General features: G+C 61.8%; 15 protein-coding genes. 11 read left to right on the forward strand and 4 right to left on the reverse strand.

Features of this window, described 5'->3' with window-relative positions; all coding sequences use genetic code 11:
- Nucleotides 1–237: 237 nt before the first annotated feature.
- From BLP99_RS23980 to BLP99_RS24025, 10 genes are all read left to right on the forward strand, one after another.
- Nucleotides 238–609 (forward strand): response regulator, encoded by a 372-nt coding sequence (locus tag BLP99_RS23980; RefSeq protein ID WP_092181936.1) that lies wholly within the window; start codon nucleotides 238–240, stop codon nucleotides 607–609.
- A 75-nt stretch (nucleotides 610–684) separates the two neighbouring features.
- Nucleotides 685–1,977 carry a glycosyltransferase gene (locus BLP99_RS23985; RefSeq protein WP_092181938.1) on the forward strand — a complete coding sequence of 431 codons (1,293 nt, stop codon included), beginning with the start codon at nucleotides 685–687 and terminating at the stop codon, nucleotides 1,975–1,977.
- 182 nt (nucleotides 1,978–2,159) lie between these two features.
- The gene (locus BLP99_RS23990; RefSeq protein ID WP_072391160.1) at nucleotides 2,160–3,065 is read left to right on the forward strand and encodes an AraC family transcriptional regulator; all 906 of its coding nucleotides are present in this window, start codon (nucleotides 2,160–2,162) and stop codon (nucleotides 3,063–3,065) included.
- Between the two features lie 425 nt (nucleotides 3,066–3,490).
- On the forward strand, nucleotides 3,491–4,801 hold the full coding sequence (locus BLP99_RS23995; protein WP_092181941.1) for an ABC transporter substrate-binding protein: 1,311 nt from the start codon (nucleotides 3,491–3,493) through the stop codon (nucleotides 4,799–4,801).
- Nucleotides 4,802–4,958: 157 nt separating this feature from the next.
- Nucleotides 4,959–5,891, forward strand: a complete 933-nt coding sequence (locus tag BLP99_RS24000; RefSeq protein ID WP_072391153.1) for a carbohydrate ABC transporter permease — start codon at nucleotides 4,959–4,961, stop codon at nucleotides 5,889–5,891.
- A gap of 10 nt (nucleotides 5,892–5,901) precedes the next feature.
- On the forward strand, nucleotides 5,902–6,732 hold the full coding sequence (locus tag BLP99_RS24005; RefSeq protein WP_072391149.1) for a carbohydrate ABC transporter permease: 831 nt from the start codon (nucleotides 5,902–5,904) through the stop codon (nucleotides 6,730–6,732).
- A 37-nt stretch (nucleotides 6,733–6,769) separates the two neighbouring features.
- Nucleotides 6,770–7,873, forward strand: a complete 1,104-nt coding sequence (locus BLP99_RS24010) for an ABC transporter ATP-binding protein (RefSeq protein WP_072391145.1) — start codon at nucleotides 6,770–6,772, stop codon at nucleotides 7,871–7,873.
- A 15-nt stretch (nucleotides 7,874–7,888) separates the two neighbouring features.
- Nucleotides 7,889–9,370, forward strand: a complete 1,482-nt coding sequence (locus tag BLP99_RS24015) for a mannitol dehydrogenase family protein (protein ID WP_072391142.1) — start codon at nucleotides 7,889–7,891, stop codon at nucleotides 9,368–9,370.
- A 123-nt stretch (nucleotides 9,371–9,493) separates the two neighbouring features.
- Nucleotides 9,494–10,981: a xylulokinase gene (gene xylB / locus BLP99_RS24020; RefSeq protein ID WP_072431106.1), complete on the forward strand. Its 1,488-nt coding sequence runs from the start codon at nucleotides 9,494–9,496 to the stop codon at nucleotides 10,979–10,981.
- Between the two features lie 12 nt (nucleotides 10,982–10,993).
- A complete protein-coding gene (locus BLP99_RS24025) occupies nucleotides 10,994–11,932 on the forward strand; it encodes a carbohydrate kinase family protein (RefSeq protein ID WP_092181944.1) in 939 nt (312 codons plus the stop codon).
- Between the two features lie 76 nt (nucleotides 11,933–12,008).
- On the opposite strand, the gene BLP99_RS24030 is transcribed toward BLP99_RS24025, so the two are convergent.
- The 4 genes from BLP99_RS24030 to BLP99_RS24045 form a co-directional block, all read right to left on the reverse strand.
- The gene (locus BLP99_RS24030; protein WP_072391133.1) at nucleotides 12,009–12,287 is read right to left on the reverse strand and encodes a DUF1652 domain-containing protein; all 279 of its coding nucleotides are present in this window, start codon (nucleotides 12,285–12,287) and stop codon (nucleotides 12,009–12,011) included.
- Nucleotides 12,288–12,660: 373 nt separating this feature from the next.
- Nucleotides 12,661–13,668 (reverse strand): threonine ammonia-lyase, biosynthetic, encoded by a 1,008-nt coding sequence (gene ilvA / locus BLP99_RS24035; RefSeq protein WP_072391130.1) that lies wholly within the window; start codon nucleotides 13,666–13,668, stop codon nucleotides 12,661–12,663.
- A gap of 239 nt (nucleotides 13,669–13,907) precedes the next feature.
- On the reverse strand, nucleotides 13,908–15,056 hold the full coding sequence (locus tag BLP99_RS24040) for a PQQ-dependent sugar dehydrogenase (RefSeq protein ID WP_092181947.1): 1,149 nt from the start codon (nucleotides 15,054–15,056) through the stop codon (nucleotides 13,908–13,910).
- An 18-nt stretch (nucleotides 15,057–15,074) separates the two neighbouring features.
- Complete coding sequence (locus tag BLP99_RS24045) at nucleotides 15,075–15,416, reverse strand: hypothetical protein (RefSeq protein ID WP_072459216.1); 342 nt, start codon at nucleotides 15,414–15,416, stop codon at nucleotides 15,075–15,077.
- A 219-nt stretch (nucleotides 15,417–15,635) separates the two neighbouring features.
- On the opposite strand from BLP99_RS24045, the gene ku reads away from it, so the two are divergent.
- Nucleotides 15,636–16,526 (forward strand): non-homologous end joining protein Ku, encoded by an 891-nt coding sequence (gene ku, locus BLP99_RS24050; RefSeq protein ID WP_072391121.1) that lies wholly within the window; start codon nucleotides 15,636–15,638, stop codon nucleotides 16,524–16,526.
- The last annotated feature ends 10 nt before the right edge of the window (nucleotides 16,527–16,536 follow it).

Below are 16,536 nucleotides of genomic sequence, written 5' to 3' on the forward strand. Positions count from 1 at the left end.
CAAACAGTTGAAAACCGTGGAGTGTGCCCGAAAGTGATGGCTTGGATCCACATTTCTGACGAGGCAAGGACGCAGTTCCCAGGGCGAGCCGCCCAGTGGCAAGGAAGCGACTATCCTTGTCGGCTCTTGTACTATAGATCCTTTCTTGTACACCCCAGGGAACTTGTCACACCTCGCCATTTACTCATGCATAAGGCCTTTTTGCCGCTTCCGATTTATTTTCCGAGAATAATGACCATGTCCACCCCCGCTTCTGGCACCGCCATCACCGTTCTTGTCGTCGAAGATGACGACATTGTCCGCATGTTGATCGTCGATGTGCTGGAAGAACTCGAATACCAGGTGCTCGAGGCGGACGGCTGTGAACAGGCGCTGGAGCAGCTTCGCAACCCCGACCAGGCCATCGACCTGATGATGACGGACGTCGGCCTGCCCGTAATGGATGGCCGCGAGCTGGCCAAACAGGCCCGCGCGGTACGCCCCGGCCTGCCGATCCTGTTCGCCAGCGGCTATGCCGAAAGCATCGACGTGCCTGACAACATGGCGGTGATCGGCAAGCCATTTTCCATCGACCAGCTACGCGACAAGGTCAAAAGCATTCTGCCTTGAGCCGCAAGGGATTTCTGGTCACTATCGGCGCCCCCTGCGCCGTTGTGCCTGATTGCCAAAGGAAATGCCCTGCTCATGCCTCTCCCTCCCTCCTTGAAGGTCCTGGTCATCGGCTACGTCTGGCCCGAGCCGCGCTCATCGGCCGCCGGCGGACACGTCATGCAGATCCTCGAAGCGTTTCTCGGGCAAGGTTGGGAGATTACTTTCAGCAGCCCCGCCAGGCCTGGCGAGAACCGCGCCGACCTGTTGGCATTGGGCATCCGTGAGGTGGCGATCGAACTCAACCACAGCAGCTTCGATGCATTCATCAGCGAACTGGCACCGGATATCGTGCTGTTCGACCAGTTCATGATGGAAGAGCAGTTCGGCTGGCGGGTCGAGAAACATTGCCCCGATGCCCTGCGGGTACTCGAGACGTCCGATCTGCAGAGCCTGCGCCACGCCCGGCATCACCGCCTGAAGGAGCGTTTGAAGACGGACAGTGCTTCCCAGGATTTCAGCGACCTGTTCGCACCGGCCCTGCATGAAGAATTCCAACTGATGGCCGACACGGACATGGCGAAGCGGGAAATCGCCGCGCTGTACCGCTGCGACCTGAACCTGATGGTGTCCGAGTTCGAAATCGAGCTGCTGGTTGAACATTTCGGACTGCCCCGCGACCTGCTGCTCTGGTGCCCGCTGATGCTGGACCTGCCAGCCGCGCCGGCCGTGCCCTACGAAGACCGGGCGCATTTCCTCAGCATCGGCAACTTCCGCCATGCACCGAACTGGGACGCCGTGCTCTGGATGAAAAATGCCGTCTGGCCGCTGATCCGCCAGCAATTGCCCGGCGCGCAACTGCACCTGTATGGCGCCTACACCCCGCCAAAGGCAGCCGCGCTGCACAATCCGGCCCAGGGCTTTCATATCATGAACTGGGCCGAAGATGCCCTGCAGGTGATGTCGGCGGCACGCATCTGCCTGGCGCCGCTGCGTTTTGGCGCCGGCATCAAGGGTAAGCTGATCGATGCCATGCTGTGCGGCACGCCGAATGTCACCACCCCCGTCGGCGCCGAAGCCATGCACGGCGGCCTGCCGTGGCCCGGGGTGGTGGCCAGCAGCGCAGAAGCGCTCGCCGGGGCTGCCGTGCAGCTGTATAGCGATCCGGCGCGCTGGGCTCAGGCCCGGGACGATGGCTTCGCGCTACTGGCGAGCCGTTATTGCCGGCAGGTCCACGCCCCGGCGTTGATCGAGCGCATCCAGGCCTGCCGCTCCAACCTTGCACAACGGCGTCGGGACAACTTCACCGGCAGCATGCTGCGGCACCACCAGCATAAAAGCACCCAATACATGTCCCAGTGGATCGAGGAGAAGAATCGCAACCAGTGAAGGCCGCTGCAGATCGAGAGTGTCCTGCATGAACCTTTTCGACCGCGTTTCGATCATAGGCAACTGTGCAACCCTCTTTCGCCACGTACATGACCCAGCGACCACCGGTACCCTCGGCGGGCTGGCACCGCTACGGCGATAGGGGCATTATCCAGCAGCGATAAAAACAAAAGCGCAGGCCTATGACCCGAACAGCGAGAGTCACCGACCCTTCCTATGAGTTGATGGATGACCATAACGGACTGTCCATCATCTATCGCCAGCATGGTTTTCCGTGCCCCTTGGTGCGTTGGCATTTCCATAAGGAGTATGAGCTGCACCTGATCGTTGCCAGCTCCGGCAAGGTGTTCATTGGCGACTACATCGGCAACTTCTACCCGCAGACCTTGTTTCTCACCGGCCCCAACGTGCCCCACAACTGGATCAGCCAGGTGGCCGAGAATGAAGTGGTGCCCAAGCGTGACATGCTGGTGAATTTCACCGATGAGCTGTTCGACAGCGGCCACCAGGTATTCGCCGAGCTCAAGACCATCGCCCCGCTGCTGGAACGGGCCCGGTACGGTATCGAGTTCCGCTGCAAGCGCACCATCCGCCAGGCGACGATCCTGATGCAGCGGATCGCCGATTCCCAGGGCATGAGCCGCCTGGGCTATTTCTTCATCCTGATGGAGTTGCTGGCCACCTCGGATGACTATCAGTTGCTCTCCGGCGCCACCTCTTCGCAGATGGCCGACGAGCACAGCGTCGACCGCACCAACCGCGCCGTGGATTACATCTTCGCCCACTACGCCCGGGAGTTGACGCTGGAAGAAGTCGCCGAACACCTGGGCATGAAACCCACCTATTTCAGCCGGGTGTTCAAGCAGGCCACCGGTCGTTGTTTCATCGAGTTCGTCAATCGGCTGCGCATCAGCAAATCCTGCGAGTTGCTGGCCGATGGCGACAAGCCGGTGACGGAGGTGTGCTTCGAATCGGGCTTCAACAACATTTCCAACTTCAACCGCAGGTTCCAGCAGCTCAAGGGCATGACCCCTTCCCACTACCGACGGTTGGCGGTACAGCGGCTGACCGAGCAGAACCAGGGCTGACACTTTCCTGCCCCGGTGAGGCAGGATCAGGGGCCGGAGTGACCTGTGGCGAGGGGATTTATCCCCGCCGGGGGCGCGACAGCGCTCCCCATATCAATCCAACACTGAGGTGGGTCAGAAAGAACCGGGGGCCGCTTCGCAGCCCAGCGGGGATAAATCCCCTCGCCACGCCACAGATTTATCTCCTACACAGATTTAATCTCCTACACACAGATTCAATCTTCCGCACATGGACGAATCCTTCCCGACAGACAAACTTCGCTGAAACCGCATGCACTGCAAAAAAGTATCAGCATAAGTGCGACGGATGATTTGTCACGCCGTCCATTGAAGGCTGTAATCAGCGCACATCCTTCCTTTCATCGGAAGACTAAAAACAATAACTGTCCTTCTGCAGCCTGCCGGGCGCAGAAAAGGAGTGCGCGATGAAACCTTTGGCAAAAACCCTGCTTGTCTCCACTTGCTTGACCCTCAGCAGCGTCAGTTTCGGCGCACAGACCCTCACCATTGCCACCGTCAACAACAGCGACATGATCCGCATGCAGAAACTCTCGAAGACCTTCGAGACAGAGCATCCGGACATCAAGTTGAATTGGGTGGTGCTCGAAGAAAATGTCCTGCGCCAGCGCCTGACCACCGACATCGCCACCCAGGGCGGGCAGTTCGACGTCTTGACCATTGGCATGTACGAAGCCGCACTGTGGGGCGCCAAGGGTTGGCTGGAACCCATGAAGGACCTGCCGGCTTCCTACGACCTGGACGACGTCTTCCCTTCCGTGCGCGATGGCCTGTCGGTCAAGGGTACGCTGTACGCCTTGCCGTTCTACGCCGAAAGCTCGATCACCTATTACCGCACCGACCTGTTCAAGAACGCTGGGCTGACCATGCCCGAACGCCCGACCTGGACCCAGATCGGCGAGTTCGCGGAAAAACTCACCGACAAATCCAAGGAACAGTATGGCCTGTGCCTGCGGGGCAAGGCCGGTTGGGGCGAGAACATGGCCCTGATCACGACCCTGGCAAACGGCTTTGGCGCGCGCTGGTTCGATGAGAAATGGCAGCCACAATTCAATGGCCCCGAGTGGAAGGATGCGCTGAACTTCTACGTCGACAACATGAAGAAATCCGGCCCGCCGGGTGCTTCCAGCAACGGTTTCAACGAGAACCTGGCGCTGTTCAACAGCGGCAAGTGCGCGATGTGGGTCGATGCCAGCGTGGCCGGTTCGTTCGTGACCGACAAGACCCAGAGCAAGGTGGCCGATCACGTCGGGTTCACTTTCGCCCCCCGGGAAAAAACCGACAAGGGCACCTCATGGATGTACTCCTGGTCCCTGGCCATCCCCACCAGCTCCAAAGCCAAGGACGCGGCCAAGGTCTTTACCACCTGGGCGACGTCCAAGGAATACGGCCAATTGGTCGCCAAGACCGACGGCATCGCCAACGTACCGCCAGGCACCCGCACCTCGACGTACAGCGATGAGTACATGAAGGCCGCACCGTTTGCCAAGGTGACGCTGGAGTCGCTGAAAGTCGCCGACCCGAAAGCCCCTACCCTCAAGCCCGTGCCTTATGTCGGCATTCAGTTGGTGACCATCCCCGAATTCCAGGCCATTGGCACCCAGGTAGGCAAGTTCTTTTCCGGCGCGCTGACCGGACAACAGACCGTGGACCAGGCCTTGACGGCCGCGCAGTCCACCACCGAACGCGAGATGAAACGCGCTGGGTATCCCAAGTAGTCAGCTCATTGAGGCCCGCTCCCGATTCCTGTGGGAGCGAGCTTGCTCGCGATGAGGGCCACCCGGCCAATATCACGAGTGACTGATACGACGCTATCGCGAGCAAACTCGCTCCCACAGTGGATCTACACAGGCCCGCAAAAATCGGTTCAATGCCATGAATAGCTCAACGACAACTGTCAAAGCCCCACTCGAGATAGCCCCACCGGTACGCAAGGTCCGTGTGGCCAACCCCGGCTGGTTCCTGGTCAGCCCTTCGGTGGCCCTGTTGCTGCTGTGGATGATCGTGCCACTGGGCATGACTGTCTACTTCTCGATGATCCGCTATAACCTGCTCTACCCCGGCGAAAACGAATTCGTGGGGCTGGAGAACTTCACGTACTTCCTGACCGACTCGGGGTTCATGCCCGGCGCCACCAATACATTGCTGCTGGTCGGCAGCGTGCTGCTGATCAGCGTCGTGTTCGGGGTATTGATCAGCGCATTGCTGGAGGCCAGCGAATTCTTCGGGCGCGGGATCGTGCGGGTGCTGCTGATCTCGCCGTTCTTCATCATGCCCACCGTGGGGGCGCTGATCTGGAAGAACCTGATCTTCCATCCGGTCTCGGGAATCCTCGCCTCGGTGTGGAAGCTGTTCGGTGCCCAACCGGTGGACTGGCTGGCCCATTACCCGTTGCTATCGATCATCATCATCGTGAGCTGGCAATGGCTACCCTTTGCGATCCTGATCCTGATGACCGCCATGCAGTCCCTCGATCAGGAGCAGAAAGAAGCTGCCCGCCTCGACGGCGCCGGGCCGATCGCGATCTTCTGGCACCTGACCCTGCCGCACCTGGCCCGTCCGATCGCCGTGGTGCTGATGATCGAAACCATTTTCCTGCTGTCGGTGTTCGCCGAAATCTTCACCACCACCAACGGCGGTCCCGGCTATGCCTCCACCAACCTGGCCTACCTGATCTACAACCAGGCGCTGGTGCAGTTCGACGTCGGCATGGCGTCGGCCGGTGGCTTGATTGCCGTGGTCATCGCCAACATCGCCGCCATCATCCTGGTTCGGATGATCGGCAAAAACCTCACCGACAAGCACTGAGGCCGCCGCCATGACTCTTCAACAATCCCGTCGGCTGCAAAGCCTGCTGCTGGGTACGCTGGCCTGGGCCATCGCGATCGTGATCTTCTTCCCGATCTTCTGGATGGTGCTGACCAGCTTCAAGACCGAAATCGACGCGTTCGCCACGCCGCCGCAATTCATTTTTGCGCCGACGCTGGAGAACTATCTGCACATCAACGAGCGCAGCAACTACTTCAGTTTCGCCTGGAACTCGGTGGTGGTGTCCTTCAGCGCCACGGCCCTCTGCCTGCTGATCGCAGTACCGGCGGCCTACTCCATGGCGTTCTACGAAACCCAGCGCACCAAAGGCACCCTGCTGTGGATGCTCTCCACCAAGATGCTGCCGCCGGTGGGCGTGCTGATGCCGATCTACCTGCTGGCCAAGCAGTTCGGCCTGCTGGATACCCGGGTCGCACTGATCATCATCTACACACTGATCAACCTGCCCATCGTGGTCTGGATGATTTACACCTACTTCAAGGACATTCCCCGCGACATCCTCGAGGCCGCGCGCCTGGACGGCGCCACCCTATGGCAGGAGATGGTCCGCGTGCTGCTGCCGATCGCCAAGGGCGGGCTGGCATCCACTGTGCTGCTGTCGCTGATCCTGTGCTGGAACGAGGCGTTCTGGTCGCTGAACCTCACCTCGTCCAAGGCTGCGCCGCTGACGGCGCTGATCGCTTCCTACTCCAGCCCTGAAGGTCTGTTCTGGGCCAAATTGTCGGCCGTCTCGACCCTGGCCTGCGCGCCGATCCTGATTTTCGGCTGGATCAGCCAGAAACAGCTGGTGCGCGGTTTGTCCTTCGGCGCCGTCAAGTAACGCGCCTTACATCTTTATCAAGCGGAGGCTCATCATCATGGCCAACCTGAAAATCAAGAATCTGCAAAAAGGCTTCGAAGGCTTCTCCATCATCAAGGGTATCGACCTTGAAGTGAACGACCGCGAGTTCGTGGTCTTCGTCGGCCCGTCGGGCTGTGGCAAATCCACACTGCTGCGGCTGATCGCCGGCCTGGAAGAGGTCAGCGACGGCACCATCGAACTCGATGGCCGGGACATTACCGAAGTCAGCCCGGCCAAGCGCGACCTGGCCATGGTGTTCCAGACCTACGCCTTGTACCCCCACATGAGCGTGCGCAAGAACATGTCCTTCGCCCTCGACCTGGCCGGCGTGCCCAAGGCCGAGGTGGAAAAGAAGGTCAACGAAGCGGCGCGCATCCTTGAACTGGGACCGATGCTCGAGCGCAAGCCCAAGCAACTGTCCGGTGGCCAGCGCCAGCGCGTGGCGATTGGCCGGGCCATCGTGCGCAACCCGAAGATCTTCCTGTTCGACGAACCCCTGTCCAACCTCGACGCCGCACTTCGGGTGCAGATGCGCCTGGAGCTGGCGCGCCTGCACAAGGAGCTGCAGGCGACCATGATCTACGTGACCCATGACCAGGTCGAGGCCATGACCCTGGCGGACAAGGTGGTTGTACTCAACGGCGGTCGCATCGAGCAGGTCGGCTCGCCGCTGGAGCTCTATCACCAGCCGGCCAACCTGTTTGTCGCCGGCTTTCTCGGCACCCCGAAGATGGGTTTCCTCAAGGGCAAGGTCACGGCGCTCAGCGGCCTGGGCTGCGAAGTGTTGCTGGATGCGGGCACGCGTATCCAGTTGCCCGTCAGCGGGGCCAGCCTGGACGTCGGCAGCGCGGTGACCCTGGGCATCCGCCCGGAACACCTGAACCTGGCACAACCGGGCGAATGCACCTTGCAGGTGACGGCCGACGTCAGCGAGCGGCTGGGCAGCGACACCTTCTGCCACGTCACCACGGCGTCCGGCGAAGCCCTGACCATGCGCGTTCGTGGCGACCTGGCGAGCCGTTTCGGCGAGCAGTTGAGCCTTCATCTGGACGCCGACCACTGCCACCTGTTCGATGCCGATGGCGTGGCGCTGACCCGCACGCTGCGCGCCGCCGCCTGATTACCGAGACCCGTGATGAAACTCAACCGTCAAAACCTGCACAACCTCGCTGCGCACGTCGCCCTGCCCGCCTATCCCTTGAGCGATATCCGCCAAGGCATCGCCCACATCGGCGTCGGCGGTTTCCACCGGGCTCATCAGGCGTACTATACCGATGCGCTGATGAACACCGGCGAAGGCCTGGACTGGGCCATCTGTGGCGTAGGCCTGCGGCCCGAAGACCGCCGCGCGCGGGACGACCTGGCCGGCCAGGACTACCTGTACACGCTGTATGAACTGGGTGACACCGACGACACCGAAGTGCGGGTCATCGGCGCCATAGCCGACATGCTGCTGGCCGAAGACAGCGCCCAGGCGCTGATCGACAAGCTCGCCGACCCGCAGATCCGCATCGTCTCGCTGACCATCACCGAGGGTGGCTACTGCATCGACGACAGCAACGGCGAGTTCATGGCCCACCTGCCGCAGATCCAGCACGACCTGAGCCACCCGGACCATCCGAAAACCGTGTTCGGTTTTCTCTGTGCAGCCCTCGCCAAGCGGCGTGCCGCGGGCATCCCGGCATTCACCCTGATGTCCTGCGATAACCTGCCCCACAATGGCGCCGTGACGCGCAAGGCGCTGCTCGCCTTCGCCGCGCTGCGCGATGCCGACCTCGGGCAATGGATCGACCGCAACGTGAGCTTCCCCAACGCCATGGTGGATCGCATCACCCCCATGACCAGCGTGGCCCACCGCCTGCAACTGCACGACGAACACGGGATCGACGACGCCTGGCCGGTGGTCTGCGAACCGTTCGTGCAATGGGTCCTGGAGGACAAGTTCGTCAATGGTCGGCCGGCCTGGGAAAAGGTTGGCGTGCAATTCACCGACGATGTTTCGCCTTACGAGGAGATGAAGATCAAGCTGCTCAATGGCAGCCACCTGGCCCTGACGTACCTGGGCTTTCTCAAGGGCTATCGCTTTGTCCACGAAACCATGAACGATCCGCTGTTCGTGCGTTACATCCGCGCCTACATGGACCTGGACGTGACACCGCAACTGGCACCGGTGCCCGGCATCGACCTGGGCGAGTACAAGGACACCCTGGTGGAGCGTTTCTCCAACCAGGCCATTGCCGACCAGTTGGAACGGGTCTGCTCGGACGGCTCGTCGAAGTTTCCGAAGTTCACCGTTCCCACCATCAACCGCCTGATCGCCGATGGCGCTGAAACCCGCCGCGCGGCGCTGGTGGTTGCGGCCTGGGCCGTGTACCTCAAGGGCGTGGACGAGAACGGCGCGACGTATTCGATCCCGGACCCTCGGGCGGCGTTCTGCCAGGCCCTGGTGGCCGACGATGCGCTGGTGACACAGCGGATGCTGGAGGTGGAAGAAATATTTGGCACCGCGATCCCCCGCTCGCCGGAGTTCGTGGCAGCATTCGAATGGTGCTGCAACAGCTTGCGCGAGCACGGGGTAACACGAACACTTGAACGGGTATTGGCTGACGCAGACTGAACCTGCGGACGCGGTCGCTTTTTTGTGGCGAGGGGATTTATCACCTTGCCACAGGTTCCAGGTTCCAGCCTGTCCCGGTCCGAACAGTTCTGTGCTGACGGTTCATTGATATCAAGGATTTCCATGGCAAACCAACAACTGTTCCTGGGCATCGACTGTGGCACCCAAGGCACCAAGGCGCTGATCCTGGATGCGATCAGCGGCCAGGTACTTGGCCAGGGCGCCGCTGCCCACAGCATGATCAGCGGGGCCAACGGTCGCCGTGAACAAGACACCGGGCAATGGCTCGATGCCTTTACCCAGGCGACTCATCAGGCGCTGGCTGCGGCCGGGGTCGATGGCCAGGCCATCCTCGGCATCGGCGTGTCCGGCCAGCAACACGGCCTGGTCCTGCTTGACGACCAGGGCCAGGTCTTGCGCCCGGCGAAGTTATGGTGCGACACCGAGACGACGCCGGAAAACGATCGGCTCCTGGCGCACCTGGGCGGCGAGGACGGCAGCCTGGAACGCCTCGGCGTGGTCATCGCGCCCGGCTACACGGTGTCCAAGCTGCTCTGGACCCGCGAACGACACCCGGATGTCTTCGCCCGCATCGCCCGCATCCTGCTGCCCCATGACTTCCTCAACCATTGGCTCACCGGCCGCCATTGCAGCGAATACGGCGACGCCTCGGGCACCGGTTATTTCAACGTGCGCACCCGCCAATGGGATGTGCGACTGCTGCAGCACATCGACCCCAGCGGCCGATTGCAGGCGGCCCTGCCGGAACTGATCGAGGCCCACCAGCCCGTCGGCCGCATCCTGCCGGCCATTGCCGCGCGCCTGGGCATCAACCCCGAGGCCGTGGTGGCAAGCGGTGGCGGAGACAATATGATGGGCGCCATCGGCACCGGCAACATCCAGCCAGGCGTGATCACCATGAGCCTCGGCTCTTCCGGCACCGTCTACGCCTACGCCCGGGAACCGGCGGTCAGCCCGCAGGCATCGGTGGCGACGTTCTGTTCATCCAGCGGTGGCTGGCTGCCATTGATCTGCACCATGAACCTGACCAACGCCACCGGTGCGATCCGCGAGCTGCTGGGGCTGGACATCGAGGCTTTCAACACCCTGGTGGCCCAGGCACCCATCGGGGCCGAGGGTGTCTGCATGCTGCCGTTTCTCAACGGCGAACGCGTGCCTCCCCTGCCCCATGCCAGCGCCAGCCTGCTGGGCCTGACGACTACCAACCTGAGCCGGGCCAACCTGTGCCGCGCGGTGGTCGAAGGCACGACGTTCGGCTTGCGCTACGGCCTGGACCTGCTGCGGGCCAACGGCCTCGAGGCCCGCAGCATTCGCCTGATCGGCGGCGGCTCGAAAAGCGCGGTCTGGCGGCAGATCGTCGCCGACATCATGGACACCACCGTCATCTGCACCGAGCAGAGCGAAGCGGCCGCCCTGGGCGCGGCGATCCAGGCCGCCTGGTGCCATTCAGGATCGCCGCAAGGCCTGGACGAGCTGTGCGAGCGTTGCGTCAAGCTCGATCCGGCCAGTGAAACCCGGCCGATCGCCGAGCACGTCGCGGCATCGCAACAGGCCTATGAACGTTACCGACAACACGTCGCAACCCTTTGAGAGCAGGCAATTATGTTTCTGGTGTGTGGTGAAGCACTGTTTGATGTCTTCAGCGAAGACGAGGTTGGCGGTCCGGTCGCGCAGGTCAATTTCAAGGCCATCGCCGGCGGCTCGCCGTTCAACGTGGCGGTGGGGCTGCGCCGCCTGGGGAGGGAGTCGGCGCTGTTCGGTGGTTTGTCCACCGACTATCTCGGCCGGCGCCTGCGCCAGGTCCTGCTCAGCGAGGGCGTCAGCGCAAACTACCTGGTGGACTTCGATGCACCGACCACCCTTGCGATGGTTGCCGTCGGTGCCAATGGCTCACCCCATTACAGCTTCCGTGGCGAGGGTTGCGCGGATCGTCAACTGACCCTGGAGCATCTACCCGCGCTGGGGCCGGAGGTCCGCGGCCTGCATTTCGGTTCGTTCTCCCTGGTGGTACAACCCATCGCCGATGCGTTGCTGGCACTGGCGCAACGCGAAAGCGGCCAGCGCCTGATCAGCCTCGATCCGAACGTGCGGCTCAACCCACAGCCGGACATCGAACTCTGGCGTGCCCGGATCGGGACGCTGGCGCAATTTGCCGACCTGATCAAGGTCAGCGACGAAGACCTCGGCCTGCTCTACCCTGAGCGCGATCCAGGCACGGTGATCCAAGGCTGGCTTGAACACCGCTGCCAATTGGTCTTCCTGACCCGGGGTGGCCAGGGCGCAACGGTGTTCAGTCGCCGCCATGGCAGCTGGTCGATGCCCGCCCAACCGGTCAAGGTGGCCGATACCGTGGGCGCAGGAGACACCTTCCAGGCCGCCCTGCTGACCTGGCTGTCGGAGAACGAACTGGATTCGGCCGAAGGCCTGCGGACACTGGAACGGGATCAGGTCAGCGCCATGCTGCAATTCGCCATGGGCGCGGCCGCCCTGACGTGCGGCAAGACAGGTCCGGACCTGCCGTACAGGCACCAGCTGAGCTGAGGGAAACGAGGGGAAATCGGACGCCGGGCCAGGGCTTGAGCCCCAGCCCAACGTCTGCGTGACTGACTATGGGCTATTAACGCCCGGTCATTCGATGCTGCTGGTGGAATTGATTACCGGTGACATGACTGTGGTCAAGCTCGGTACGCAGGTCGGCGATCAGATCGTTGATGGCCCGGCAGCTGGTGAGCTTGTTGGCATCGATATCGGTTCTGAGCAAGGCGACACGATCGGTTACATGGTCATCGAAGACCTTGATGGTCATCGACAGATCGGGTGACAAGGTGCATTGGGAGCGCTTGGGTAACAAGCTGCTTTCAATGATGCTGCGCATTTCGAGGGCAGATAAAAACATGGCGACTCTCTCCTGTTGAGGCGTCCAACTTATGTTCACGACGACGGTGATTCTTGTCCGTATTCTTCCGTGCGGACTGGGACGATAAAAAAACCGTGCCGTTCGTTTTTGGCGTTTTAATCAATAGGCTCGTACAAACGAACTCTTGGATCATCCCGCAAAAAATATGCCTGCAATTGCCACGTTTCTGTTTGATGTAAATCAATGACTTAGCGTGCCAGCGTCGAGACTTCCTCGGGCAAAATGCAAGGAAGCGGCGTATTGCTCTTGCAAACTGCAATTGCTCATTGCGTCGGAAGCTAGATTAGCCCTAATTGCCATCATGCAAAGGGGCGTCCGTCGGCTGGCATGAAAAAAGCGATGACAGGTCATGTCACGCCGTTTCCAGGGCGGCTCGCTGCGCGACCTGTCCCAGGCTATCGAAGTTGATATTGGCACCGGAGTCGATGGCCACCAGCGTCTGGCCCCGGATGCCGGTACGGGCCACATACTGCTTGATGCCGGCCACCGCCAACGCGCCGGAAGGCTCGGTGATCGAGCGGGTATCGTCGTAGATATCCTTTATAGCGGCGCACAATTGGCCGTTGCCGACCGTGATCACCTCGTCCACACAGAAGCGGCAGATCTCGAAACCATGGACGCCGATCTGCGCCACCGCCACGCCATCGGCGAAGGTCCCCACGCTTGGCAGGATGATTCGCTCCCCTGCGGCCAACGCCGCCTGCAGACAAGCGGAGTGTCGGGACTCGACACCGATGATGCGCACCTGTGGGCGCAGGTACTTGATGTAGGCGGCAATCCCGGCGATCAGCCCGCCTCCGCCCACCGGAACGAAGATCGCATCGAGCGCGCCGGCATGCTGGCTGAGGATTTCCATGGCGACCGTACCCTGGCCGGCGATCACATCGGGGTCATCGAAAGGAGAAACGAATTCTCGTCCGGTCTCACGGGCCAGGTTCAACGCATGCTCCAGGGCATACGGAAAACTCTCCCCGTGCAGCAGGGCTTCGGCGCCCCGGTCGCGTACGCCCGACACCTTCAACCCGGGTGTGCTCCTGGGCATCACGATGCAGGCCGAGATGCCCAGCTCCCGCGCCGCCAGCGCGACGCCCTGGGCATGATTGCCAGCCGATGCGGTGATGACACCACGGGCCCGCTGCGCCGGGGTCAACCGGACCAGCTTGTTGTAGGCGCCGCGGATCTTGAATGAGAACGTCGGTTGCAGGTCTTCGCGCTTGAGCAGGATCCGGTTGCCCAGGGCCTGGGACAGCGCCGGCGCCGCTTGCAGCGGCGTGCGTACGGCCAGTTCGTATACCGGCGCGGCGAGGATTTTCTTGACGTAGTGTTCCAGTAACGTTTGCTCGTGGCGGGTCGCGGTCATGGCGTGCTCCTGGTGAGGTGGAAGCCCAGGAGACAGAAAGAAGAAACCCGCCTCGAGGGCGGGTTGGGCACAGTCGTCAGCTAGCCCGCCAGATAAGGAATGGCGGTAATAATGCTTGGCTGGTTGCGCAGTACGGTGTTAGTCATGCCTGGAAACTAGCCGGGTGTCGAGGGCAAGTCAATCACCAATGTGCGGTAGACCGAATCAAGGCCACCGCCCTGCGGATCACCCGGCGCTGTTTACTTGAGCCCGACCCTGTACAACGCACCGTCGTCTTCATCCGTCAGCACATACAGGTAACCGTCCGGCCCCTGGCGCACGTCCCGGATGCGCTCCTTGAGTTCCCCCAGCAAACGCTCTTCGTGGACCACCTTGTCCCCCTCCAGTTGCAGGCGGATCAGGTCCTTGGACACCAAGGCGCCGATGAACACGTTGTGCTGCCAGGGCTTGAAGCGGTCACTGTCGTAGAACGCCATGCCACTGAGCCCCGGCGAAATCTGCCATACATGATGAGGGCCAAGCGCACCGTCGACGATCTTGCCCTGGGCTTCGGGAATCGGCGAACCGGAGTAGTTGATGCCATGGGTCGCCAGCGGCCAGCCGTAGTTCTTGCCACGCTCTATGATGTTCAGTTCATCGCCACCCCTGGGCCCGTGCTCGTTCTCCCACAGCGTACCGGTCCAGGGATTGAGCGCGGCGCCCTGGGGATTGCGTACACCGTAGGACCAGATCTCGGGCCGGACTTCTTTCTGCAGGACAAAGGGGTTATCGTCCGGCACCTGGCCGTCCGGGTAGATACGCACGACCTTGCCTTGCAGCTTGTCCAGGTCCTGGGCCGTAGGACGCTGGTTGTTCTCCCCCAGGGTGATGAACAGATAGCCATCCCGGTCGAACACCAGGCGCGAACCGAAGTGATGTCCCGTCGATAGCTTTGGCTGCTGGCGGAAAATCACATCGAAGTTCTCCAGGCGCGTCAGGTCCTGGGACAACTGCCCGCGCCCCACCGCAGTGCCGGCCTTGCCGTCCTCACCGGCCTCGGCATAGGACAGGTAGACGGTGCGATCCTGCTTGAAGTCCGGCGACAGCACCACATCCAGCAATCCGCCCTGGCTCCTGGCCCAGACCTCGGGTACGCCGCCCAGGGGCGCCGATAATCGGCCTTCGGCATCCACCAGGCGCAGGTTGCCGGACCGCTCCGTCACCAGCATGCCCCGCTGGTCCGGGAGGAACGCCACGGACCAGGGATGCTCCAGCCCCCTGACCACGGTGGTCACCTCCAGGGTGCCCTCCTCGCTCTTCAACGACTGGGTCTGGGCGGCCGTGGCCACGGTGGCGAATGTCAGGACAGTGCTGGCGCAGAGCGCAGCGATGAATGTCTTATGCAACATGCACAGCTCCTTCTGTTATCACTGGCGATTACCGTTGTTCATGTTCCGGTTGGGCGTGCCGGACTCGATGGTGGGCCTGGGTGAACCAGGCGGCGGCCCGGAACGCGGATAACCGTTGCCGATACCGCCATTTTCCAGGGTCGGGGGTCGAGGTGCGGGGATCGTCGGATTGTGGCGGATCGTCGGCACGTTGGGCTGGGTGCCCTGCATGCTGTTGGGATTGGCCCGCCGTATCGGATTGCTGTAGGGGTCATTGTTGCCCGGCAGGTTCTGGGCCAGGACCAGCGCCCCGGGGTCCGGCGTCGCCTGGGCGGCACCGGCCAGCAACAGCGCGGAAACGGCGAGCATCAGCCTGTTCATGGGTTTCTCCTGCGTCGCGAAATCGCTCAGGGATATCGAAAGCACGCTACTGCTCTGGTTCGCCGTTGTTAAGTGAAAGTCCCGGTAAAGATGTAACGAGGCATCTCCGGGCAAATCGACAGGCGCTCCCGTCACGGCTTGAACTCGCTTCCAGGGAAACTTTTGCCGGGGCCGGAAGGTCACCAAGAGAGACTTCATCACTGGCAAGGAACCCCCACCATGGCACGGGCAATCTGGAAAGGCGCTATCAGTTTCGGGTTGGTGCATATCCCGGTTGCACTGGTGTCGGCGACGTCATCCCAAGGGGTGGATTTCGACTGGCTGGACAAGCGCAGCATGGACCCGGTGGGCTACAAGCGGGTCAACAAGGTCACCGGCAAGGAAGTGACCAAGGAAGACATCGTCAAGGGCGTCGAATACCAGAAAGGCCAGTATGTGCTGCTCAGCGAAGAGGAGATCCGCTCCGCACACCCCAAGTCCACGCAGACCATCGACATCTTTTCCTTCGTCGACAGCGAGAAAATTCCACTGCAGAACATCGACACCCCCTACTTCCTTGCCCCCGACAAGCGCGGCGGCAAGGTCTATGCGCTCTTGCGCGAGACCCTGGTCAAGACCAACAAGGTGGCCCTGGCCCATGTCGTGTTGCATACCCGCCAGCACCTGGCGGCCCTCATGCCCCTGGAATCGGCTTTGGTGCTGGTGATGCTGCGCTGGCCCGCCGAAGTGCGCGACCTGGATATCCTGGAACTGGGCGACGAGGTGATTCACCCGACGCTGGCCAAGGGTGAGCTGGAAATGGCCAAGCGCCTCGTGGAGGACATGAGTGGGGATTGGGAACCCCAGGCATACCGCGACAGTTTCGAGGACAAGATCATGGAACTGGTGGAGAAAAAAGCCAACGAGGGCCGGCTCGAAGCAGTGGAAACCGACCCGGGCGAAGAACAACGCAAGAGCGCCGATGTCATCGACCTCACCGAACTGCTCAAACGCAGCCTGGGCAGCAAGGGCAAGGCGGCCGACAAGCCCGGCGGCAAGACCGCCGAGAAAGCCGCCAAGCCTCGGAAATCCACCCCTGCCAAAAAAGCCACCAAGGCCTCCCGGGGCTAATCCCCGAAGC

Source organism: Pseudomonas sp. NFACC32-1 (assembly GCF_900101215.1).
GTDB lineage: Bacteria > Pseudomonadota > Gammaproteobacteria > Pseudomonadales > Pseudomonadaceae > Aquipseudomonas.